Source organism: Nocardia sp. NPDC041819 (assembly GCF_055590505.1).
Genome location: NZ_JBVJAP010000001.1, coordinates 1,074,873 through 1,095,892 on the forward strand (window position 1 = coordinate 1,074,873; position 21,020 = coordinate 1,095,892).

At 68.9% G+C, this 21,020-nt stretch carries 20 protein-coding genes; 14 read left to right on the top strand and 6 right to left on the bottom strand.

Annotated features, from left to right (window positions below):
• Window positions 1-261: 261 nt before the first annotated feature.
• The 10 genes from ACZ6DL_RS05150 to ACZ6DL_RS05195 all read left to right on the top strand — a co-directional run bounded on the left by ACZ6DL_RS05150 (window position 262) and on the right by ACZ6DL_RS05195 (window position 9,649).
• Window positions 262-1,071: a helix-turn-helix transcriptional regulator gene (locus ACZ6DL_RS05150; RefSeq protein WP_393229338.1), complete on the top strand. Its 810-nt coding sequence runs from the start codon at window positions 262-264 to the stop codon at window positions 1,069-1,071.
• Window positions 1,068-2,504 (top strand): Fe-S cluster assembly protein SufB, encoded by a 1,437-nt coding sequence (sufB, locus tag ACZ6DL_RS05155; protein WP_063053156.1) that lies wholly within the window; start codon window positions 1,068-1,070, stop codon window positions 2,502-2,504. The genes ACZ6DL_RS05150 and sufB overlap by 4 nt, the downstream gene beginning before the upstream one ends.
• A complete protein-coding gene (gene sufD, locus ACZ6DL_RS05160) occupies window positions 2,504-3,682 on the top strand; it encodes a Fe-S cluster assembly protein SufD (protein WP_466049089.1) in 1,179 nt (392 codons plus the stop codon). The genes sufB and sufD overlap by 1 nt, the downstream gene beginning before the upstream one ends.
• A gap of 37 nt (window positions 3,683-3,719) precedes the next feature.
• Window positions 3,720-4,496 carry a Fe-S cluster assembly ATPase SufC gene (sufC, locus tag ACZ6DL_RS05165; RefSeq protein ID WP_466049091.1) on the top strand — a complete coding sequence of 259 codons (777 nt, stop codon included), beginning with the start codon at window positions 3,720-3,722 and terminating at the stop codon, window positions 4,494-4,496.
• A gap of 1 nt (window position 4,497) precedes the next feature.
• Window positions 4,498-5,751: a cysteine desulfurase gene (locus ACZ6DL_RS05170; RefSeq protein ID WP_466049092.1), complete on the top strand. Its 1,254-nt coding sequence runs from the start codon at window positions 4,498-4,500 to the stop codon at window positions 5,749-5,751.
• 3 nt (window positions 5,752-5,754) lie between these two features.
• Window positions 5,755-6,222, top strand: coding sequence for a Fe-S cluster assembly sulfur transfer protein SufU (sufU, locus tag ACZ6DL_RS05175; protein ID WP_466049094.1), 468 nt, complete (start codon window positions 5,755-5,757; stop codon window positions 6,220-6,222).
• Window positions 6,223-6,249: 27 nt separating this feature from the next.
• Entirely contained in the window at window positions 6,250-6,642 is a 393-nt protein-coding gene (locus ACZ6DL_RS05180) for a metal-sulfur cluster assembly factor (protein ID WP_051175312.1), read from the top strand.
• A gap of 311 nt (window positions 6,643-6,953) precedes the next feature.
• On the top strand, window positions 6,954-7,382 hold the full coding sequence (locus ACZ6DL_RS05185) for a DUF4189 domain-containing protein (RefSeq protein WP_393229356.1): 429 nt from the start codon (window positions 6,954-6,956) through the stop codon (window positions 7,380-7,382).
• A 196-nt stretch (window positions 7,383-7,578) separates the two neighbouring features.
• Window positions 7,579-8,907, top strand: coding sequence for an NAD(P)/FAD-dependent oxidoreductase (locus ACZ6DL_RS05190; protein WP_466049096.1), 1,329 nt, complete (start codon window positions 7,579-7,581; stop codon window positions 8,905-8,907).
• Between the two features lie 121 nt (window positions 8,908-9,028).
• Window positions 9,029-9,649 (top strand): hypothetical protein, encoded by a 621-nt coding sequence (locus ACZ6DL_RS05195; protein WP_466049097.1) that lies wholly within the window; start codon window positions 9,029-9,031, stop codon window positions 9,647-9,649.
• Window positions 9,650-9,682: 33 nt separating this feature from the next.
• On the opposite strand, the gene ku is transcribed toward ACZ6DL_RS05195, so the two are convergent.
• Both ku and ACZ6DL_RS05205 read right to left on the bottom strand, forming a co-directional pair.
• Window positions 9,683-10,657, bottom strand: coding sequence for a non-homologous end joining protein Ku (ku, locus tag ACZ6DL_RS05200; RefSeq protein ID WP_466049099.1), 975 nt, complete (start codon window positions 10,655-10,657; stop codon window positions 9,683-9,685).
• A gap of 7 nt (window positions 10,658-10,664) precedes the next feature.
• On the bottom strand, window positions 10,665-11,765 hold the full coding sequence (locus ACZ6DL_RS05205; protein WP_466049100.1) for a lycopene cyclase family protein: 1,101 nt from the start codon (window positions 11,763-11,765) through the stop codon (window positions 10,665-10,667).
• A 522-nt stretch (window positions 11,766-12,287) separates the two neighbouring features.
• On the opposite strand from ACZ6DL_RS05205, the gene ACZ6DL_RS05210 reads away from it, so the two are divergent.
• Together ACZ6DL_RS05210 and ACZ6DL_RS05215 are read left to right on the top strand one after the other, a co-directional pair.
• A complete protein-coding gene (locus tag ACZ6DL_RS05210) occupies window positions 12,288-14,498 on the top strand; it encodes an MMPL family transporter (RefSeq protein ID WP_466049101.1) in 2,211 nt (736 codons plus the stop codon).
• A gap of 102 nt (window positions 14,499-14,600) precedes the next feature.
• Window positions 14,601-15,404 carry a hypothetical protein gene (locus ACZ6DL_RS05215; protein ID WP_466049103.1) on the top strand — a complete coding sequence of 268 codons (804 nt, stop codon included), beginning with the start codon at window positions 14,601-14,603 and terminating at the stop codon, window positions 15,402-15,404.
• A gap of 40 nt (window positions 15,405-15,444) precedes the next feature.
• Here the strand turns inward: ACZ6DL_RS05215 and ACZ6DL_RS05220 are convergent, their stop codons facing one another.
• Window positions 15,445-16,209 (bottom strand): SDR family oxidoreductase, encoded by a 765-nt coding sequence (locus ACZ6DL_RS05220; protein WP_466049104.1) that lies wholly within the window; start codon window positions 16,207-16,209, stop codon window positions 15,445-15,447.
• A 167-nt stretch (window positions 16,210-16,376) separates the two neighbouring features.
• Here ACZ6DL_RS05220 and ACZ6DL_RS05225 point away from each other — a divergent pair, with 167 nt between their 5' ends.
• Together ACZ6DL_RS05225 and ACZ6DL_RS05230 are read left to right on the top strand one after the other, a co-directional pair.
• Complete coding sequence (locus ACZ6DL_RS05225; RefSeq protein WP_063053191.1) at window positions 16,377-18,008, top strand: ABC-F family ATP-binding cassette domain-containing protein; 1,632 nt, start codon at window positions 16,377-16,379, stop codon at window positions 18,006-18,008.
• A gap of 81 nt (window positions 18,009-18,089) precedes the next feature.
• Window positions 18,090-18,320, top strand: a complete 231-nt coding sequence (locus tag ACZ6DL_RS05230) for a helix-turn-helix domain-containing protein (RefSeq protein WP_466049106.1) — start codon at window positions 18,090-18,092, stop codon at window positions 18,318-18,320.
• 395 nt (window positions 18,321-18,715) lie between these two features.
• Here the strand turns inward: ACZ6DL_RS05230 and ACZ6DL_RS05235 are convergent, their stop codons facing one another.
• From ACZ6DL_RS05235 to ACZ6DL_RS05245, 3 genes are all read right to left on the bottom strand, one after another.
• Window positions 18,716-19,645, bottom strand: coding sequence for an MvdC/MvdD family ATP grasp protein (locus ACZ6DL_RS05235; protein ID WP_466049107.1), 930 nt, complete (start codon window positions 19,643-19,645; stop codon window positions 18,716-18,718).
• A 44-nt stretch (window positions 19,646-19,689) separates the two neighbouring features.
• The gene (locus ACZ6DL_RS05240; RefSeq protein WP_466049108.1) at window positions 19,690-20,145 is read right to left on the bottom strand and encodes a hypothetical protein; all 456 of its coding nucleotides are present in this window, start codon (window positions 20,143-20,145) and stop codon (window positions 19,690-19,692) included.
• A 342-nt stretch (window positions 20,146-20,487) separates the two neighbouring features.
• Complete coding sequence (locus ACZ6DL_RS05245) at window positions 20,488-20,994, bottom strand: cupin domain-containing protein (protein WP_466049110.1); 507 nt, start codon at window positions 20,992-20,994, stop codon at window positions 20,488-20,490.
• Window positions 20,995-21,020 lie beyond the last annotated feature (26 nt).

The following is a 21,020-nucleotide window of genomic DNA, read 5'->3' on the forward strand; positions in this document are numbered from 1 at the left end:
TCCGGTGGCGACGATCACGCCGCAGAGGCGGTCGCGGCGGTTCCGAGTTCGCGCGAACTCGCGCCGGCCGGTTCGATCAGCGTTTTCTCTGCGCAGGTCAGGCGGGAAAGACGGCTTCGGGCCCAGCGTCGCGCCGGTGGACACCTGTCCGGATGATCGGGCGTGACCCTCCGCCGGACCGGAATCCCCGCAGGTCGATCGCGCCGCTGACTCAGGGCACCCTTATTAGATTTCCGGAACGAATTCCGCCACACTGATGTTGTGAAAACCGTGGGTTTGCGGAGGAACGACGAAGGGACTGGTCGCCGGACCGGTGCCGGGTCGGTTGCTGCGCCCGCGGCGGTCGGCGGCGAAGGGCATACCCGAGCGGCCATCGTCCAGCTGCTGCTGGAGGAAGGACCGATCACCGCCACCGCCATCGGGAACAGGCTCGGCCTCGCCCCGGCGGGCGTGCGCAGGCATCTGGACGCCTTGATCGACTCCGGCCGAGCGCGAGCGACTCGATCGGCGCCCTGGCAGCAGAAGGGCCGGGGCCGCCCGGCCAAGCAGTACCAGCTCACCGCGGCCGGACGAGGCGACCTCGGCCACGCCTACGACGATTTGGCAGGGGCCGCGATCCGGCAGCTCGGGGAGATCGGCGGCGAACAGGCCATCACCGAGTTCGCCCGCAAACGAGCACGCACTATCGTGGCCGGGATCGAACCGGTCGGTGAGCACACCACCGAACAAACCGAGGCCAAGGCCGAGGAGATCGCCGAGGCGTTCACCGACGCCGGGTTCGCCGCCACCACCCGCAAGGTGGGCGCGGGCGTGCAGATCTGCCAGCACCACTGCCCCGTGGCACACGTCGCCGAGGAATTTCCTCAGCTGTGCGCGGCGGAGCTCGAGGCGTTCCGGGAGCTGCTCGGCACGCACGTGCAGCGGCTGGCCACGATCGCCAACGGCGACTGCGCGTGCACCACGCACGTGCCGCTGCTGGTCCTGCCCGCCGACCGGACCGGAACTTCAGCACCAACCGCTGCACAGCCCGCAGCGGTACGAACGAACGACTCCGGAAGGAGTGCCGAATGACGACGACCACCGACCAGGTGCAACCGCTCACCCAGGAAGAGACCATCGCCTCGCTGGGCAAATACGGTTACGGCTGGGCCGATTCGGATGTGGCCGGCGCCAGCGCGCAACGAGGTCTGTCCGACGCGGTTGTCCGCGACATCTCGGCGAAGAAGAACGAGCCCGAGTGGATGCTCGAGCAGCGACTCAAGGCGCTGCGCATCTTCGATCGCAAGCCGATGCCGCTGTGGGGATCGAACCTCGACGGCATCGATTTCGACAACATCAAGTACTTCGTGCGCTCCACCGAGAAGCAGGCCGCGTCCTGGGACGAGCTGCCCGAGGACATCAAGAACACCTACGACAAGCTGGGCATCCCCGAGGCCGAGAAGCAGCGGCTGGTCTCCGGTGTCGCCGCGCAGTACGAGTCCGAGGTCGTCTACCACCAGATCCGCGAGGACCTGGAGCAGCAGGGCGTCATCTTCCTCGACACCGACACGGCGTTGAAGGAGCACCCGGAGATCTTCCGGCAGTACTTCGGCACCGTGATCCCCGCGGGCGACAACAAGTTCTCCGCGCTGAACACCGCCGTCTGGTCGGGTGGGTCGTTCATCTACGTGCCGCCGGGCGTGCACGTCGACATCCCGCTGCAGGCCTACTTCCGGATCAACACCGAGAACATGGGCCAGTTCGAGCGGACCCTGATCATCGTCGACGAGGGCGCCTACGTGCACTACGTCGAGGGTTGCACCGCGCCGATCTACAAGTCCGACTCGCTGCACTCCGCGGTGGTGGAGATCATCGTGAAGAAGGGCGGCCGCTGCCGCTACACCACCATCCAGAACTGGTCGAACAACGTCTACAACTTGGTCACCAAGCGGGCCAAGGCCGAGGCGGGCGCGACCATGGAGTGGATCGACGGCAACATCGGTTCCAAGGTCACCATGAAGTACCCGGCGGTCTGGATGACCGGCGAGTACGCCAAGGGTGAGGTGCTCTCGGTGGCGTTCGCCGGCGAGGGCCAGCACCAGGACACCGGTGCGAAGATGCTCCATCTCGCGCCGCACACCTCCTCGACCATCGTGTCGAAGTCGGTGGCGCGCGGCGGAGGACGGGCCTCCTACCGCGGCCTGGTCCAGGTGAACAAGGGCGCGCACGGCTCGAAGTCGACGGTGAAGTGCGACGCGCTGCTGGTCGACACGATCAGCCGCTCGGACACCTACCCCTACGTCGACATCCGTGAGGACGACGTGACCATGGGTCACGAGGCGACCGTCTCGAAGGTCTCCGAGGACCAGCTGTTCTACCTGATGAGCCGCGGCCTCACCGAGGACGAGGCGATGGCGATGGTGGTGCGCGGCTTCGTCGAGCCGATCGCCAAGGAACTGCCGATGGAGTACGCCCTCGAGCTGAACCGCCTGATCGAACTGCAGATGGAAGGAGCCGTCGGCTGATGGCCGTGGAGAACATTGCCGAAGCCGCCGAAGCTCGCACCCCCGCGGTCAACAAGGGCGAAGTCTTCACCTCGTTCGACGTCAACGCCTTCGAGGTGCCTTCCGCCAAGGACGAGGCGTGGCGGTTCACGCCGCTGCGCCGCTTGCGCGGACTGCAGGACGGCACCGCGGTTCGCGACGGCCGCGCGACCGTCGAGATCGCCGCTGCCGAGGGCGTGACGGTCGAGACTGTCGACCGCACCGACGCGCGGCTCGGCGCGGGCGGCGTGCCGTCCGATCGCGTTGCCGCTCAGGCCTACTCGGGCTTCGAGCAGGCCACCGTGGTGTCGGTCGGCAAGGAGATCGAGGTCGCCGAGCCGGTGATCGTCACGATCACCGGTCCCGGCGAGGGCAAGACCGCCTACGGCCACCTGCAGATCCGCCTGGAACCCTTCGCCAAGGCCACCGTGGTCATCGACCAGCGCGGCAGCGGAACCTACGCGGAGAACATCGAATTCGTGCTCGGCGATTCGGCCAAGCTGACCGTGGTCGCGGTGCAGGACTGGGCCGACGACGCGGTGCACGCCACCGCGCACCACGCCAAGCTCGGCCGCGATGCCACCCTGCGGCACATCTCGGTCACTCTCGGCGGCGACCTGGTGCGCCTTACCGGCAACGTCCGCTACGACGGCCCCGGCGGTGACGCCGAACTGCTCGGCCTCTACTTCGCCGACGCGGGCCAGCATTTCGAGCAGCGGCTGCTGGTCGACCACGCGGTGCCGAACTGCAAGTCGAACGTGCTGTACAAGGGTGCGCTGCAAGGCGATCCGCACTCGCCGAAGGGCGACGCCCGCACGGTGTGGGTGGGCGACGTGCTCATCCGTGCCGCCGCCGAGGGCACCGACACCTTCGAAGTGAACCGCAACCTGGTGCTCACCGACGGGGCGCGGGCGGACTCGGTGCCGAACCTGGAGATCGAGACCGGCGAGATCGTCGGCGCCGGACATGCCTCCGCGACCGGCAGGTTCGACGACGAGCAGCTGTTCTACCTGCGCGCCCGCGGCATCCCGGAGGACGCCGCCCGCCGCCTGGTGGTGCGTGGTTTCTTCCACGAGATCATCCAGAAGATCGCGGTGCCCGAGATCCGGGAGCGGCTGGAGGCGGCCATCGAGGCCGAACTCGCCGCCATCGGCGCCTGATCAACGACCCCATACCTGGCAAAGGAATTCGAATTCGATGACCACCCTGGAAATCAAGGACCTGCACGCCGAGGTCGCCAACCCCGACGAGTCCGGCGAGCCGATCAAGATCCTCAAGGGCGTGAACCTCACGGTGAAGTCCGGTGAGACGCACGCCATCATGGGCCCGAACGGCTCCGGCAAGTCCACGCTGTCCTACGCGATCGCCGGTCACCCGAAGTACACCGTGACCTCCGGCTCGATCACCCTCGACGGCGAGGACGTGCTGATGATGTCGGTGGACGAGCGCGCGCGTGCGGGCCTGTTCCTCGCCATGCAGTACCCGGTCGAGGTTCCCGGCGTCTCGATGTCGAACTTCCTGCGCACCGCCGCCACCGCCGTGCGCGGCGAAGCGCCGAAGCTGCGGCACTGGGTCAAGGAGGTGAAGGAGTCGATGAGCGAACTGGAGATCGACGCCGCCTTCGCCGAGCGCAGCGTGAACGAGGGCTTCTCCGGCGGTGAGAAGAAGCGCCACGAGATCCTCCAGCTGGGCCTGCTCAAGCCGAAGATCGCCATCCTGGACGAGACCGACTCCGGCCTGGACGTCGACGCGCTGCGCGTCGTCTCCGAGGGCGTCAACCGCTACAAGGAGCGCGAGAACGGCGGTGTCCTGCTGATCACGCACTACACCCGCATCCTGCGCTACATCCAGCCGGAGTTCGTGCACGTGTTCGTCGGCGGCCGCATCGTCGCCGAGGGCGGCGCCGAACTCGCCGAGGAACTCGACGCCAACGGCTACGTTCGTTTCACTCAGACTGCAACCGCTGGAGCCTGACATGACCGCTACGGTCCGCACCCTCGACGTCGCCCGCATCCGGGCCGACTTCCCGATCCTGAACCGCACGGTCCGGGACGGGAAACCGTTGGTGTACTTGGACTCCGGCGCGACCGCGCAGCGGCCGATCGAGGTGCTCGAAGCCGAACGCGAGTTCCTGATCACCAGCAACTCCGCGGTGCACCGCGGGGCGCACCAGCTGGCCGAGGAGGCGACCGACGCCTACGAGGGCGCGCGGGCCGACATCGCGCGGTTCGTCGGCGTGGACGTGGGCGAGATCGTCTTCACCAAGAATGCCACCGAGTCGCTGAACCTGGTGACCTACGCGCTGGCCGACGACCGGTTCCCGCACCACGTGGGTCCCGGCGACGAGATCGTCATCACCGAGCTGGAACACCACGCGAATCTGGTGCCCTGGCAGGAACTGGCCCGCCGCACCGGCGCCACGCTGAAGTGGTACGGCGTGACCGAGGACGGCCGGATCGACCTGGACTCGCTGGAACTGTCGCCCGCCACCAAGGTGGTCGCGTTCACTCACCAGTCCAACGTCACCGGTGCGGTGGCGCCGGTCGAGGAGCTGGTGCGCCGCGCGAAGGCGGTGGGCGCGCTGGTCGTGCTCGACGCCTGCCAGTCGGTGCCGCACATGCCGGTGGACTTCCGCACGCTGGGCGTGGATTTCGCCGCGTTCTCCGGTCACAAGATGCTCGGTCCCTCCGGCGTCGGCGTGCTCTTCGGCCGCCGAGCGCTGCTCGAGGAGATGCCGCCGTTCATCACCGGCGGGTCCATGATCGAGACGGTCTTCATGGACCACAGCACCTACGCTCCGCCGCCGCAGCGCTTCGAGGCCGGGGTGCCGATGACCTCGCAGGTGGTCGGATTGGGCGCGGCGGTTCGATATCTCGAACGCATCGGCATGGACGCCGTCGCGGCGCACGAGCACACGCTCGTCGGCGCGGCGCTGGAGGGGCTGGCCGGGATCGGCGGCGTGCGCGTCATCGGACCCACCGAGAACGTCGACCGCGGCGGCGCCGTGGCGTTCGTCGTAGACGGCATCCACGCGCACGATGTCGGGCAGATCCTGGACGACGAGGGCGTCGCGATCCGGGTGGGTCACCATTGCGCGTGGCCACTGCACCGGCGTTTCGGCGTCGCCGCCACCGCGCGCGCCTCGTTCGCCGTCTACAACACCGTCGCCGAGGTGGACGCGCTGGTCGCCGCCGTGCGGAAGGCCCAGAGCTTCTTCGGAGTTGCATAAGACATGCGCATGGAGCAGATGTACCAGGAAGTGATCCTGGACCACTACAAGCACCCGCACCACCGGGGGCTGCGCGAGCCGTTCGGGGCCCAGGTACACCACGTTAACCCGACATGTGGCGACGAGGTGACGCTGCGCGTGCAGCTCGGCGACGACGGTGACATCGCCGACGTCTCCTACGACGGCCAGGGCTGCTCGATCAGCCAGGCCGCCACCTCGATCCTCACCGACCAGGTCATCGGGCTGCCGGTGCAACAGGCGCTGAAGGTGGTCGACTCCTACAGTGAGATGATCTCCAGCCGCGGCACCATCGAGGGCGACGAGGACGTGATCGGCGACGGCATCGCCTTGGCGGGCGTCTCGAAGTACCCCGCGCGGGTGAAGTGCGCGCTGCTCGGGTGGATGGCGTTCAAGGACGCCGTCCTCAGGATCGGCCCCGAGCAGCCCGCCGGCGCCGCGGAAGAGAACTGACCGTCCGATGCGAAACGGGGAAGCGTCATGACTGACACACCGGTTACCGACACGACCGAGCAGGCCGCGCCTGCCGCCGAGCTGTCCGAGCTGTCTGCGGAGGACATCAAGTTGCTCGAGGACATCGAAGAGGCGATGCGTGACGTGGTCGACCCGGAACTGGGCATCAACGTCGTCGATCTCGGCCTGGTCTACGGGTTGCGCGTCGAGGAGGACAACATCGCGGTCCTCGACATGACGCTGACCTCGGCAGCCTGCCCGCTGACCGACGTCATCGAAGACCAGTCCCGCAACGCCCTGGTGCGCAGCGGCCTGGTGGAAGACCTGAAGATCAACTGGGTCTGGATGCCGCCGTGGGGTCCGGACAAGATCACCGAGGACGGCCGCGAGCAGCTGCGCGCCCTCGGGTTCACGGTGTAATCGCCAGGACTGGTAGCAGCCGCCGAGCAGCGCCCCGACGGGGTGCTCCGGCGGCTGAGTCGTATCCGCCGCGCGGGCTTCGGCTGTGCCCGCCGATGCCTTCCCGGTCCCTCGTCAGCCCTTGGCGCACTTGGTCGCATCGACCGGGGCTCCGTTCGCGGTGGAGACGTCCGCCGGGATGGGGAGCCGTCCGATGCGCCGGGCGTCGGTGCCGCACACCCGCCCAGGGTGGGAAGTCCGCACTTCGACAAACCGCGTGTGCCCGACGATGATCTGAGCGCTGAGTCGTCCGGAACGGGGAGGATCATCACATGTCGCTGCCGCACAAGGCTGCCCTCGGGCTCGCGGCGGTCTCGGCCGCCACCTGCGCCGTCGTCGGCGCACCGGCGGGTGAAGCGCGCGCGGCGACCTACTATGGAGCGCTGGCGCTTTCGCCCAGCACCGGTGCCGTCGTTTCGGCGGTGGACTACGCGAGCGCCGCCGCCGCCGACACCGCGGCTCGCGCCCAATGCGGTGTGACCGACTGCCAGACGGTCGTGCAGTTCTGGAATGCCTGCGGGTCGGTCGTGCGCGGCGCCGACGGGAAGCACGGATGGGCATGGGGTCCCACCCGCGCCGAAGCCGAACGCCGGGCCATCGAGGTCCTCGGTCCCAGCGCTCCGCCCTTCCCGAGTCTCGGTAGCGCGATTCCTCGGCCCGCGAGCGTCCGATTGACCGCTTGTACGTCGACGGCCGGTTAGCTCACCGGCGCAGAACGCCGGTCGCCCACCCGGTTCCGCTGCGTGCATACCCCGCCGGTGGAGCGCCCGACAACGACGGACGAACCGTGCCATCGGCCGGCCTGAGCCGTCCTTCGCGGGCCGAGGGCCGGATCCCGCGGTTTCGGATCACTCTGGGCGGGAATCGCGTCGGGGAGCTGACGCCGAGGAGGTCTTCGTGCCGGATGGGAACACAGCGGGCCCGCAGCGGGTCGTGATCGTCGGAAGCGGGTTCGCGGGGTTCACCTGCGCCCAAAAGCTTTGCCGCATAGTGGCGAAAGCGAAACGGGACGTCGAAATCGTACTCGTCACACCCAATGACTACCTGCTCTATACGCCCTTGCTTCCGGATGTGGCGGGTGGACTGATCGATCCCCGGTTCGTCGCCATCTCGCTGGCCGATTCGCTGCCACGGGTCCGGCTGGTGGTCGCGAACGCTCGGTCGGTCGATCTGCAGAACAAGACGATCACGGTGGCCGGCGAGCATCATCCGCCGCGGCAGCTGTCCTGGGACCGGCTGGTGCTCACGCCCGGGTCGGTCACCCGCCTGTTCGACATCCCGGGCCTGGCGGAGCACGCGCGCGGGCTCAAGACCGTCGCCGAAGCGCTGTACCTGCGCGAGCAGTTGCTGCGCCAGCTCGAGCTCGCCGACGACGAGGAGGACCCCGAGGTACGGCGGGCGCGCCGCACCGTGGTCGTGGTGGGGGCGTCCTACGCGGGCACCGAACTGATCGCGCAGTTGCGCGCCCTCGCCGACGCCTACGCCGCGCGCCGCGGCTTCGACCCCGCCGAAGTGCGATTCCTTCTGCTCGATACGGCCCAGAGGGTGATGCCGGAGGTCGGCGAGCGGCTCAGCGACAAGGTGCTGCAAGTACTGCGGAAACGAGGCATCGAGATCCGGCTGGAGACCTCCCTGTCGAAACTCGACGAGAACTCGGTCGTGCTCACCGACGGAACGGTCGTCCCCACCCACACGGTCGCCTGGGTGACGGGTGTGACCGGCGCGCCGGTGCTCGGCACGCTCGGCCTGCCGCTGGAGAAGGGCCGCCTGGTCGTCGACGCGAAGCTGGGCGTGCCCGGCCATCCGGACGTGTTCGCGGGCGGTGACGCGGCCGCGGTGCCGGATCTGACCAAGCCCGGCCGGATCACCCCGCCCACGGCCCAGCACGCCACGCGGCAGGGCAAGGCACTCGCCAGGAACGTCGCCGCCAGCCTGGGTATCGGCACGGCCGCCGACTACAAGCATCGCGACCTGGGACTGGTCGTCGACCTCGGGCCGCGCTTCGCGGTCGCGAACCCGATGGGCCTGCGCCTGTCCGGTTTGCCCGCGAAGGCGGTGACCCGCGCCTATCACACCTTCGCCGTGCCGAGAGCGGTGAACCGCTGGGCGATCACGGTCTCCTACCTGACCATCGCGGTGACACCGCGGCCCCTCGCCTTGCTCGGACTGGTCAGCCACGAGGAAGCGAGCTTCGGCAGCAGTGAGGGCATCACCGGGCCTTCGTGAGCAGCAGGAGGCGCCTGAAAGTGCCTCCGCTATCACGCCTGGGATTCCTGCCCTGCCCGCCCGTCGCGTTGCTCGGATCAAACGCGTGCGCGAGACCGCGCACAGCGGAGATGATGCGGAGGTGGACGAGGTGACGTACCGGCGATCGCGAGTCGGGTTGCACGCGATCGCGGAGTTGTTGATCGCCGGGCCGCAGTTCCGAGAGTTCGGCACCATCCGGTTGGGGGTCGTGCGGGGAGGCTTCGGGGGAGTGCGGTGGCCGGTATCCGTGGTCGGGGACGAGCTGGTGTGGCCGGAAGGACGTGCGCGGCTGGCGGGGACCTTTCGGGAGGTCGCCAGGGCCGCGGGTTTCGAACCCGGGCCGCCGGAAGGGGTGTACGCGGCCACCGCGGGCGTCGATCCCGATGCGGTGATCGAGGTCGATCCCTCGGCAGCCGGGCTGATCGAAGACTGGCTGGCGCTGGGTGACAAGGCGTTGCGCTGCCTGGCGCCCGATGTGACACCGGTGCTGTGGCCGGAGCATTTCGACCTGGCGAGCACGATCGATGAGGTGAACTACGGGATCTCGCCGGGAGACGACGCCCATCCCGGCCCGTACGCCTACATCGGACCGTGGACCCCGCGAACCGGCGATTTCTGGAACGCGCCGTTCGGCGCACTCAGGCCGCGCGGCGCGGTGAACACCGTCGCGGCACTGCTGGAGTTCTTCGAAGAAGGCCGGCGGCGCGCGGCGCGGGACTGACTCGGCCCCTCGGTCGCCGCCTCGCTCCGAGACTCAGGCGCCTTTGCGAGCCGGAGCCTTCTTGGCCGCCTTCTTCGCGGGCGTCTTCTTCGCCGCGCTCTTGGAGGCCGTGCTCTTCGATGCGCTGCTCTTGCCCACGCTGCTCTTGGCTCCTGCGCTCTTGGCCGCGGCCTTCTTCGCGGTCTTCTTCGGCTCGGCCTCCGCCCCGTCACCGCCGGCCGTCCGGCGTCCACTGGCCTCCAGGCTGCGCTGCAGTGCGGCGACCAGATCCACCACCTCGGCGTCCATTCCGGCAGGCGCGAGCTCCGGCTGCTCGGGCACCTTGCCGGTGCCGCTGGCGATCGCCTCGTCGAGCAGGCGCTTCAGTTCGATCTGATACTCGTCGGTGAACTGCTCTTGATCGAAGTCGTCGGACATCGCCTCGACGAGCGTCTCGGCCATCTTGATCTCCTGCGGGCGCGGGTCGGCGACCCCGTCGAGGGATTCGAAGTCGACGGAGCGGACCTCATCGGGCCACAGCAGCGTCTGCAGCACCAGAATGCCGTCGCGCACGCGCAGCGCGGCCAGCCTGGTCTTCTGCCGCAGGGTGAAGTTCACCAGGGCGGTGCGTTCGACCTTCTCCAGCGTCCGCGCCAGCAGGACATAGGCCTTCGGTGTGCTGGAGTCCGGTTCCAGGTAATAACTCTTCTCGAACAGGATCGGGTCGATCTGCTCGGACGGCACGAACTGCAGCACCGGGATCTCGTGCTTCTCCGCCACGGGCAGTTTCGCGAAGTCCTCGTCGCTCAGGACGACTTTGTCGCCGTCCGGGGACTCGTAGGCCTTGTCGATCTCGGTGTACTGGACGGATTGGCCGCACACGGTGCAGACGCGGTCGTATTTGATCCGGCCTCCATCCTTGGCGTGCACCTGATGGAATCGGATGTCGTGGTCCTCGGTGGCGGTGTACACCTTCACCGGAACATTCACCAGCCCGAATGCGATCGAGCCCTTCCAGATCGATCTCATGTTCCCATCATGGCCGAAGCCCTTCGACCTCGCGAGCGAACCGGAAACCGAGTGTCGCAACCGCGACACGCCGACGTAGCCGTCCCGGCAGAGCCGCGAAGAGCGAACTCATCGCCGTGACCGTGCCCGCCAGGTCCGTGCGGCCGGACAGATACGCGCGCTGTGCGGCCGGGGGCAGCGTGAAGAACGTGTCGAAGAACAGCGGGAGGTCCTCCGGCGGCAGCGCGAGCAGCGCCCGCAGACCGGCGCTGCGCAACCGGTGGACGACGCGTGCGGTGGCCGGCCACACGTTCTGCCCCGCCGCCATCGCGTCGGCCGCGGCCAGCGTGGCGCCGACGCTGTAACCGGTCGCCGGGTGCAGGAAGCCGCCCGCCGCCCCGAATCCGCTCGGCCCCGGACGGCCTCCCTGGACGGGAAACCGGACGTGCTCCACGGGCTCCTCACCGGTGAGCCGGATGCCCCGCGCGCCGAGCCGGTGGCGCAAGCGGGCGCGCAGTTGCGCGCCCGTCAACGCGGGGCGGCCGGCCAGGCAGGTCTCCTCGAGCAGCATCCGCTCGTCGTCCAGCGGGACGGCGTAGAGGAACGAAGGCGGCGTGCCGGGGGCGGCGCCGTTGTCCGGCCGCCAGTCCATGAACAGCGGGTCGAGACCAGCGCAGCGTCCCGCGTCCACGATGACGCCGTAGGCGGTCTGCTCGGCTCGGGCGGGGGAGCGGGCGAGTCCGCGCGCGTCGATCACTCTGCTGCCGGTGATCGTCGCGCCGGAGGCCGAGGTGACGTGTTCGGGAGCGATGTCGACCGCGCGATCGGCGACGACGTGCGCATCGGACAGGTGCAGCGAGGTCTGCAATCGCGCGGTGTCCAGCACGACGTACGGGCGGTCCAGCCGGTGCGCGCGCGTTCCCCAGGCCAGCGGCTGGGACACCGTCGCCGCGACGACCTCCGGCGCCAGCCAATCCGGCAGTTCGTCGGCCCACGCCGCGTACGTGGCGGTCCACCTGCGCTCCGGCGCGGGATCCAGCACGGTGACCGTGAGCCCGCGCGCTACGGCGCGGTGTGCGAGGGCACGACCGGCGGGGCCGAGGCCGCACACGACCAAGTCGGGCCTCACTTCCCGGCCGTTCGGATTCGCGGGGCTGCGATGCGATGCATGGTCCGAGCCTCTCATCCGCTCGCTCGACAAGGGTGCGGCCACCGCATCGGCCGTGAGTCGGGATCTCGCGAGGCGGAATTCTTCGTGAACACCATCGCGGCGATCCGTCGGCGCCGCCTCCGCGTGGAACCGTGACCGGCCCGGATCGACCGCCGAAACGTGGTGGCGGCTGAATCACCAGCCGAGAGGTGGGCACGGGTACCGGCGAGCGCGACGGCCTCTCCGGTCGTGGGAGCCGAGCGGAGGCGGCGCAGCGCACAGCAGCGACTCGCGCCCACGGAATGTGTTCGCGCTCACCGTAGTTTGTCGCACGTTGCTAGGATGCCGGGGCGCTGGCGCACGCACCCGGCCCCGGTGCCGAGTGCGTGGTGTCGGCGCACCGGTGCGCCGCGGATGGCGCGCCGGCAGGTTGCCGACCGGCGACCGCCGGAGTTCGCAGAGCGAAAGCGGTTCGACCGGAACGAGTTAGGGGTAGACGCAGTGTTCGAACTGACCAGGCGGCGCAGCCGGTGGATCCTCGCTGTGTTCGTGGTGCTCGCACTGGCGATGGGCACGCTGAGCGCGACGCTGTTCGACAAGGTGCAGGGCGGCGGCTACATCGACCCCGGCAGCGAGTCGAGCCGGGCGACCGCGGTGCTGCGCGATACCTTCGGCCAGGCCACCCCGAATTTCGTGCTGCTGGTGCAGACTCGCCGGTCGGTGGACGACGACGCCGCGGCCACCGCGGCGACCAACCTGGTCACCGAGCTGAAGTCGGTGTCCGGCGTCGCGGGCGTCACGTCGTACTGGACCGACAAATCGCCCGCGCTGCGCAGCACCGACGGCACCAAAGGGCTGATCGTGGCCAGCATCCTCGGCGAGGAGGCCGAGGTCGACCAGCGGGTGGGTGACCTCGCCGACCGGTTCGGCGGCGCGCAGGGCCCGCTCGAGGTGCGGGTCGGCGGCTACGCGATGCTGCTGCACGAGACGGTGCAGCAGAGTGAGAAAGACGTAGTGCTCGGCGAATCGATCGCTTTCCCGGTCACGCTGATCGCACTGCTGCTGGTGTTCGGCGGTCTGGTCGCGGCCAGCCTGCCGCTGGTGGTCGCGATGATCACGGTGATGATCACCATGGGCGCGCTGTGGCTGATCGCGAGCGTCACCGACCTCGCGGCGACCGCGACCAACGTCGCCACGCTGCTGGGGCTCGGTCTGGCGATCGACTACAGCCTGCTGATGATCAGCCGCTATCGCGACGAACTGGTGGCCGGTCAGCAGCCCGGTGCCGCGGTGGCCGCGACCATGCGCTCGGCCGGCCGGACCGTCTTGTTCTCGGCCGTCACCGTCGCCGTCGCCTTGTCGGGCCTGCTGTTCTTCCCGTTGCTGGCCGTGCGGTCGATGGGTTACGCGGGTCTGGCCGTCGCGGTGATCGCCGCGACGGTGTCGCTGACCGTGCTGCCCGCGATCCTGTTCCTGCTCGGCGCCAAGATCGACAGCGGCCAGTTGTGGTGGTTCCTGCGCGCCGCCCGTCCCGCGCCCGGCGAGGGAGCCTGGCACCGCCTGGCGCGGTTCGTGATGATGCGACCCGTGCCCATCGGGCTCGCGGTGACCGCCCTGCTGCTCGTGCTGGGCGCGCCGTTCCTCGGTGTGCAGCTCGGCTTCCCCGACGAACGCTCCCTGCCGGATTCGATGAACAACCGCCAGGTCACCGAGATCATCCAGCGGGACTTCGCGGCCACCGAACAGAACGGGCTGTTCGCGGTACTGCCCGAAAGCGCCTACAGCGCCGCGGGATTGGACGCCTACGCCCGGGAGCTGTCGGAGATCGAGAACGTCCGCCGGGTCGACACGGCCACCGGCAGCTACAGCCACGGAGGTCTGCTCGCCGCGCCCACCGCCGCCCACGACGGTTTCCGCGCCGAGAACGCCGCCTATCTCTCGGTGATCCCGGACACCACCGACCCCACGGTGCTCGACCGGATCGCCGACGACGTGCGCGCGACGCCCGCCGCCTCGGAGGTGCTGGTCGGCGGCGTTGCCGCGGCCAACGCGGACGCGATCGGCGCGGTGGTCTCGGCGCTGCCGTACGCGCTGGCCTTCGTCGTGCTGATCATGGTGGTGGTGCTGTTCCTGCTGACCGGAAGCGTCGTGCTGCCGTTGCTGGCGGTGGTGCTCAGCTTCCTGAGCCTGACGGCCACCTTCGGCGCGCTGGTCTGGATCTTCCAGGACGGACACCTGTCGGGCCTGCTCGGATTCACCGTCACCGGCGATCTGCCGCCCACGGTTCCGGTCATGCTGTTCGGCGTGGCGTTCGGTCTGGCCATGGACTACCAGGTGTTCCTGCTGGCGCGCATCCGGGAGGAATACCAGCGCACCAGGTCCAACGCGCTGGCCGTCACTTCCGGACTGGAGCGGATCGGCCGGATCGTCACCGCTGCCGCGGTGCTGATCTCGCTGGTCTTCCTCGGTTTTCTCGCCTCCGACATCACCTTCATGAAGGCGTTCGGCATCGGCCTCCCGCTGGCCGTCCTGGTGGACGCGACCCTGGTGCGCGGCTTCCTGCTGCCCGCCGCGATGGAACTGCTCGGCCACTGGAACTGGTACGCGCCCGGCCCGCTGGGCAAACTGCACCGGCGGTTCGGCATCGACGAGGGGCCTGCCGCTGCGGCGGTCGCGGGACGGGAGGACTGGCTCCAGCCCGCGCGCCTCTGAGCCACGGCGACCGTACGAGCCCGATCGGGTAGGGTCTCTCCGGCAGCTCCGGGGAGGCCCACACAGGGTGGGACGGCTGCCGCGAGTGTGGAGGGCGACCCGATGACCTACCCGTCCGGTTCCGGATTCGGCGGCGGCCAAGGGGACTACGGGAAATCGGACCAGGCGCGGCAAGCGCCGGACTGGGGAAGCATGTCCCCGCCGAGCGCATACCCGATGCAAGCATGGGAGACGCCGCCGCGGCCGCCCGCGCCCGAGCGCCGAACCGGCGTGATCGTCGCGCTGGCCCTCGGCGTGGTCGCCGTGCTGGTGGCGGTCGGTGTCGGCGTATCGGCGAATTCACGCGTGCAGGGTCACGCGCAGGCCGCCGCGTCCGCCGAGGCGACCACCCGCGCTGGTGGCGTCACCAGCACGCTGCCCGCGGCTCCCGCCCCGGGCGGTACGCACCCTTCGTCGGGCAGGCTGAGCTACACCGAATTCGCGAAGGACTGGGACTTCCGGTTCGATCGCGTCGAGTTGCACGCCGACTGGGTCGACGGCCGTGACCATGCCGACTGCCACCCCATCGAGGTGGCGGGCAAGCTCACGAGCCTCGGCTGCGGCTACGCGGCGGAGCTGGTGTACCGCGCCGAAGGCGGCGCGCTCATGCTCACCCAGTTCGTCCTCGGCATGGCCGACCGGAGCCGGGCCGCCGCGGCGAAGGATCGGTTCACCGACGCGGACCTCACCCTGCGTCCCGGCACCTACATCAAGGGCTACGCCACCGGCAAGTGGAAGGATGGCAGCGAGAAGGAATTCGTGGTGGTGACGCTGGCGACGGCCACCGGCGCGGTCGACCCCGCGACCGTCGAGAAGTACCTGCGCTACCGGCACGCCGACACGATCGGCGCACTGGCCTTCCGGTAGCGCGGGTCGGCCCCGATGCGGAGGGCCGTCCCGCCTCGGGTCAGATCCCGCCGGTGGAGAGCAGTCCGCCGTCCACGCGCACCGTCTCGCCGGTGATCCAGGCCGCCTCGTCGGAGACCAGGAAGCCGATCAAGCGCGCCACGTCCTCCGGGCTGCCCAGTCGCTTCATCGGGTACACGCTCGCGGCGCGCTCTTCGTCCGACGAGTACAGCGCGTCGGCGAATTTCGTCTTGATCACGCCCGGCGCGACCGCGTTCACCCGGATCTTCGGCCCGAGCTGCCAGGCGAGTTCCCCGGTGAGATGGATCAGCGCGGACTTGGACGCACCGTAGGCGGCGATCACACCGGTCGAGCGGATACCCGCGACACTGGCCACGTTGACCACGGCGCCGCCGTGATCGCGCATCCACGCTCGGTACGCCTCCTGGATGTAGCCGAGCGCCGCGACCACGTTCACGTCGAAGATCTTGCGCACGGCGTCCAGGTCGGCCTCCATCAGGGAGCCGAAGACCGGGTTGATGCCGGTGTTGTTGATCAGGACATCCAGCGAACCGAACTCCGTGACCGCGCGCTCGACCGCGGCCGCCCGATCCTCGGCGACGCCCGAGTTGCCCGCCAAGGCCACGACCTGGCCCTGGTGGCCCAGCTCGCGCAACTCCGCGGCGGCCTCCTCCAGCGGTTCCTTCTTCCGCGCGGTGATCAGCACGTTCGCGCCGCGGCCGAGCAGCTCCGCCGCGACCGCCTTGCCGATGCCCCGGCTGGCCCCCGTGACCAGAGCGCTCTTGCCCAACAGATCGGTACTCATGGCATCGCACGGTAGCGCAGCCGATCGCATGAGCCGTTACCGCCGTCACATGCGGGGTGCTGGTATGGGGGAGCACCCCGCGGCCCGGGTAAAATCGGTGGTTCTTGTGCGCATCGGGTCGCACAATCGAGCACGCGCCCAGTCCCACGATCCGCAAGGAGAAGTTTGTGATCACCGCGACCGACCTGGAGGTCCGGGCCGGAGTCCGCACCCTGCTGTCCGCTCCCGGACCGGCGCTACGGGTACAGGCGGGCGACCGGATCGGGCTGGTCGGGCGCAACGGCGCGGGCAAGACCACCACGCTGCGCATCCTGGCCGGCGAGGGCGAGCCGTACGCCGGGAAGATTCTTCGCTCCAGCGACATCGGTTACCTGCCGCAGGACCCGCGCGAGGGCAACCTGGACGTGCTGGCCCGCGACCGGGTGCTGTCCGCGCGCGGCCTGGACACGCTGATCCGTGAGATGGAGAAGCAGCAGGCGCTGATGGCCGAGGTCGCCGACGACAAGGAACGCGAGAAGGCGGTCCGCAAGTACGGGCGGCTCGAGGAACGTTTCTCGGCTCTCGGCGGCTACGTCGCCGAGAGCGAGGCGGCGCGCATCTGCCACAGCCTCGGTCTGCCCGACCGGGTGCTCGGTCAGTCGTTGCGCACCCTGTCCGGTGGTCAGCGGCGTCGAATCGAATTGGCGCGCATCCTGTTCGCCGCTTCCGACGGCAGCGGCGGGCGTTCGGACACCATCCTGCTGCTGGACGAGCCGACCAACCACCTCGACGCCGACTCGATCACCTGGCTGCGTGGCTTCCTGCAGAATCACGACGGTGGCCTGATCGTCATCAGTCACGACGTGGAACTGCTCGCCGACGTGGTGAACAAGGTGTGGTTCCTGGACGCGGTGCGCGGCGAGGCCGACGTCTACAACATGGGCTGGAAGAAGTACCTGGACGCACGCGCCACCGACGAGCAGCGCAGGCGCCGCGAACGCGCGAACGCCGAGAAGAAGGCGAGCGCGCTGCGCGCCCAGGCCGCCAAGCTCGGCGCCAAGGCCACGAAAGCGACTGCGGCGCAGAACATGGCCAAACGCGCCGATCGCCTGCTGGCCGAACTCGACGACGTACGCGTCGCCGACAAGGTCGCCCGGATCAAGTTCCCCGAGCCCGCGGCTTGCGGCAAGACGCCGCTGATGGCCGAGAACCTGACCAAGGTCTACGGCTCGCTGGAGATCTTCACCGGCGTCGACCTGGCGATCGACCGCGGCAGCCGGGTGGTGGTCCTCGGGCTCAACGGCGCGGGTAAGACGACGCTGCTGCGTCTGCTGGCCGGAGTCGAGCAGCCAACGGCGGGCGGTTTGGTGCCCGGGCACGGGCTGAAGATCGGATATTTCGCCCAGGAGCACGACACCCTGGACGACAACGCCACCGTGTGGGAGAACATCCGCCACGCCGCCCCCGACGCGGGCGAGCAGGATCTGCGTGGCCTGCTCGGCGCGTTCATGTTCTCCGGTCCGCAGCTCGACCAGCCCGCGGGCACCCTCTCGGGCGGTGAGAAGACCCGTCTCGCGCTGGCCGGTCTGGTCTCCTCGGCGGCGAACGTGCTGCTGCTGGACGAGCCGACGAACAACCTCGACCCGGTGTCGCGCGAGCAGGTGCTCGACGCCCTGCGCACCTACGCGGGCGCTGTGGTGCTGGTGACCCACGACCCGGGCGCAGCGGAGGCGTTGTCTCCGGAACGCGTGATCCTGCTTCCGGACGGGACAGAAGACCATTGGTCGGCCGAATATCTGGAACTTATTCAGCTCGCGTGAGTTTCATCACAAGAACCCGTTGATCATGGCCTCCTGAGTGCTTAGCCTGGAAAGACGCTGCTCGGCGACTCGGAGGAAGCCATGAGCGACAGGCCACAAAGCAAGCCCACATTGGGTAAGGGCACACGCGTCACCGGGAAGTCCCGCGATCGCCTACAAACCCAGCTGAAGAAACAATACGAGGCGGGTGCGAGCATCCGGTCACTGGCGCGGTCCACCGGCCGCTCCTACGGCTTCATCCACAATGTGCTGGTGGAGTCGCATGTGCAGCTCCGCAGCCGGGGCGGAGCCAATCGCCGCAAGGGCCAATAGCGCCGTAACGGCGCGAGGGATTCGCGCCGCGAGGGCCGTCCGCACGTGGGGACACGTTGCCGACGGAAGCAACCGCGCGGTGTGGAGCCCTGCTGCCGCGGACCCTGGTCAGCTGGCCCGGCCACGGATCAGACGCGCTCGGAGCACTCGACCGGATCGACGTCGACGCCACCGAACCGGATGCTGTCTCGCCGAGCTGTTCGGCGGCGTCGAGACCCGGATCGTCGGTTCGCCAGGTGACGACCTTCCGGCCGGTATCGGTCGCAATCGCAACACAATCCGACGCCGGGTGATCCTTGTCGAGCCGGTGTCGTAGTACCGGCCCGCCATGGCTGGTTACCCGCTGGACCGGCACGGGCCTGTGCGAGTGCCCGCGCCCGGCGGGGAGGGCGAACTCAGTAGCCTGCCACCATGCCGTCGCCGTCCACCAGCAGGTTGGCCAGGCTGCGGAAGATCGGCAGACCCGTCTTGATCTCCAGATAGGCGAACTGGCCCTGCGGGTTGACCTCGAGGAAGAAGTACTCGCCGTCGCGGCCGAGCCGAATGTCGAGCACACCGAAGGACAATCCGAGCGCGCCCATCAGCGTGGCCAGTGACTTGCTCACCGAGGCGGGCAGGTGGTCGGGCACGAAATCGACCGACGTGTCCAGCCGGGAGTCGACCTTGCCGACGCCCGCCTGCGAGTCGATGCGCACCGTCCATTCGACGCCGTCCACCCAGACCACCCGCAGATCGCAGGTGGCGTCGATGTAGTCCTGGAAGGTGGTCGGCGCCGAACGGATCGCGTCCAGCCTGGCGAAATCGTCCTCGGAGATGATCCTGGTCTCGGCGAACTCCGCCCGGCTGGTGCCGGTGCGTTTGTAAACGACCGGGCCGGGCCTGGATTCGACGAAGCTGCGCGCCTCGTCCGGATCGTTGGTGATCAGCGTTTCCGGCACCGCGAACCCGGCCCGCAGCGCCGTTTCCAGTTGCACGATCTTGCGTCCCGCGGTCCGGTCGGCCCCCGGGTCGTTGACCCAGTAGGCAGGGATGGACCAGAGCAGTCCCTGGATGAACCCGTCGCACTCGGCCTGGCGAAAATCGTTGTCCGAGGCACGGACACCGGCGGGCACCTGCGCGGGGTGCGGGCGCCGCCACCACACCGACCGAACGTCGTCGAGGCCGATGACGTGCGACAGCGAGCGTGCGGTGCCGAGCCGGTCCAGCCGGAAGCTGCCGGACTCGCGGGGGAAATCACGCAGGTCGAGCTGGATCGGGCCGAGCCCGTAGTGGTCTCGCAGCGTCGCCGCCATCGCGGTGGCGTGTAGATCATCGGATTCGGACACGATCAGGACCGAACCACGCCGGCGTGCGGCCATCCGCCTGCCGCTCAGTCGAGACTGTCGCAGTTGATGCCGTCGTCGCTGCCGTTGATCGATTTGGTCTGGCAGTAGGTGAACGTCGCCCCGCCCGAGCCCGGGCAGTCCACGAGTTGCAGTCGGTCGGCCCAGGTTTCGGTGAGCTGACGCAGCTGCTCGTCACCGAGCGCCTCCGACGGCGACTCCGGAATGGTCATCGGCCGATCGACCAGGTCGATGCGCAGCCTGCGGGTGAAATCGGCGGTGGCGCCCGCGCGGATGTCGACCAGTACCGGACGGCCGTCCTGCTCGGTCCGCGGTGCCGCGGAATCGACCACGCGCAGGACATCGGACCGACTGAACGTCCACGTTCCCTCGGCGACGCGCACGCTGATCTGCCGGTCCGATTCCGCGACCAGCAAACCCTGGAGCGGAGGAACACGGTCATCCTTCGGCGTCGTCCCGGGAAGGTGGATTGCGTCGGTCATAGCCGGTTCTCCGATCTGCTCACGATTTGCCACGACCCCCAAGCGTGAGAGCGATCATATCGCGATGAGGGGCGCTGTCGGCTCGTATCGCGAGATTTCCCGGCCTGTGACAAACCGAATTCCGATTCATAACGGCCGAGTGCCGAAAGTTTTCCGGTAGGCTGGAAATACTTACAGCGCAATCATGGAGCTGTTCTCCCACGCCGCACGGCCGGTGTCCATAGCCCGATGGTGGCGGCTGTGCATTTGTACTTTCGCTCCCCTGGCCGGTCGGGTGCGACCGCTTCGTGAGCGAATCACGTGAATCCGCTCGCGCGCAGTCGGATCCAGGGACCCTGTCTGCTATCGGTCCCGATTCGCGTTGCGCTCCGCCCACCAGGCGGGCGCGTCGATGAAGTGGTTGTCGAACTCGTCTTGGGCGGCAGCGAGATCGGTCATCGTGGACTCGCCCGCGGCGATCCGTTCCAGTAGCCGGAAGTACTCGAAACGCTGCACGCCGGGGGTGAGCGCGATCAGGATCCGCGCCGTGCTGTCCGGTGTCGCGCCGAAGGCGTGCGGCATGAATTTCGGGACCACGATGGAACCGCCCGCGCCGACGGTGACGATGCGGTCGCCGGCCAGCAGTTGCAGTTCGCCCTCGGCGACGTAGAACAGCTCGTCGGAACGCGTGTGATAGTGCGGCGCCGCGCCGTCCGCGCCACGATCCATGTTCACCTCGAGCGTGCTCAGCCCGCCGCCGGCCTCCTCGGCGTCGATCAGCAGGCGCAAAGTAACTGACGTGGTGCGCAGGACTTCCGCGTCCTGCGGCTGCCGGATCGCGACGTCCTTGCGGGGAGCGGGGATGGTCATCGGAGTCTCCAACTAGTTCGGGGATT

Bases quoted from the DNA above. Each gene is read 5' to 3' on its own strand.
- sufB (WP_063053156.1), top strand. From the start codon at position 1,068: ATGACGACGACCACCGACCAGGTGCAACCGCTCACCCAGGAAGAGACC.
- sufD (WP_466049089.1), top strand. From the start codon at position 2,504: ATGGCCGTGGAGAACATTGCCGAAGCCGCCGAAGCTCGCACCCCCGCG.
- sufC (WP_466049091.1), top strand. From the start codon at position 3,720: ATGACCACCCTGGAAATCAAGGACCTGCACGCCGAGGTCGCCAACCCC.
- ACZ6DL_RS05170 (WP_466049092.1), top strand. From the start codon at position 4,498: ATGACCGCTACGGTCCGCACCCTCGACGTCGCCCGCATCCGGGCCGAC.
- sufU (WP_466049094.1), top strand. From the start codon at position 5,755: ATGCGCATGGAGCAGATGTACCAGGAAGTGATCCTGGACCACTACAAG.
- ACZ6DL_RS05180 (WP_051175312.1), top strand. From the start codon at position 6,250: ATGACTGACACACCGGTTACCGACACGACCGAGCAGGCCGCGCCTGCC.
- ACZ6DL_RS05185 (WP_393229356.1), top strand. From the start codon at position 6,954: ATGTCGCTGCCGCACAAGGCTGCCCTCGGGCTCGCGGCGGTCTCGGCC.
- ku (WP_466049099.1), bottom strand. From the start codon at position 10,657: ATGAGATCGATCTGGAAGGGCTCGATCGCATTCGGGCTGGTGAATGTT.
- ACZ6DL_RS05215 (WP_466049103.1), top strand. From the start codon at position 14,601: ATGACCTACCCGTCCGGTTCCGGATTCGGCGGCGGCCAAGGGGACTAC.
- ACZ6DL_RS05220 (WP_466049104.1), bottom strand. From the start codon at position 16,209: ATGAGTACCGATCTGTTGGGCAAGAGCGCTCTGGTCACGGGGGCCAGC.
- ACZ6DL_RS05230 (WP_466049106.1), top strand. From the start codon at position 18,090: ATGAGCGACAGGCCACAAAGCAAGCCCACATTGGGTAAGGGCACACGC.
- ACZ6DL_RS05240 (WP_466049108.1), bottom strand. From the start codon at position 20,145: ATGACCGACGCAATCCACCTTCCCGGGACGACGCCGAAGGATGACCGT.
- ACZ6DL_RS05245 (WP_466049110.1), bottom strand. From the start codon at position 20,994: ATGACCATCCCCGCTCCCCGCAAGGACGTCGCGATCCGGCAGCCGCAG.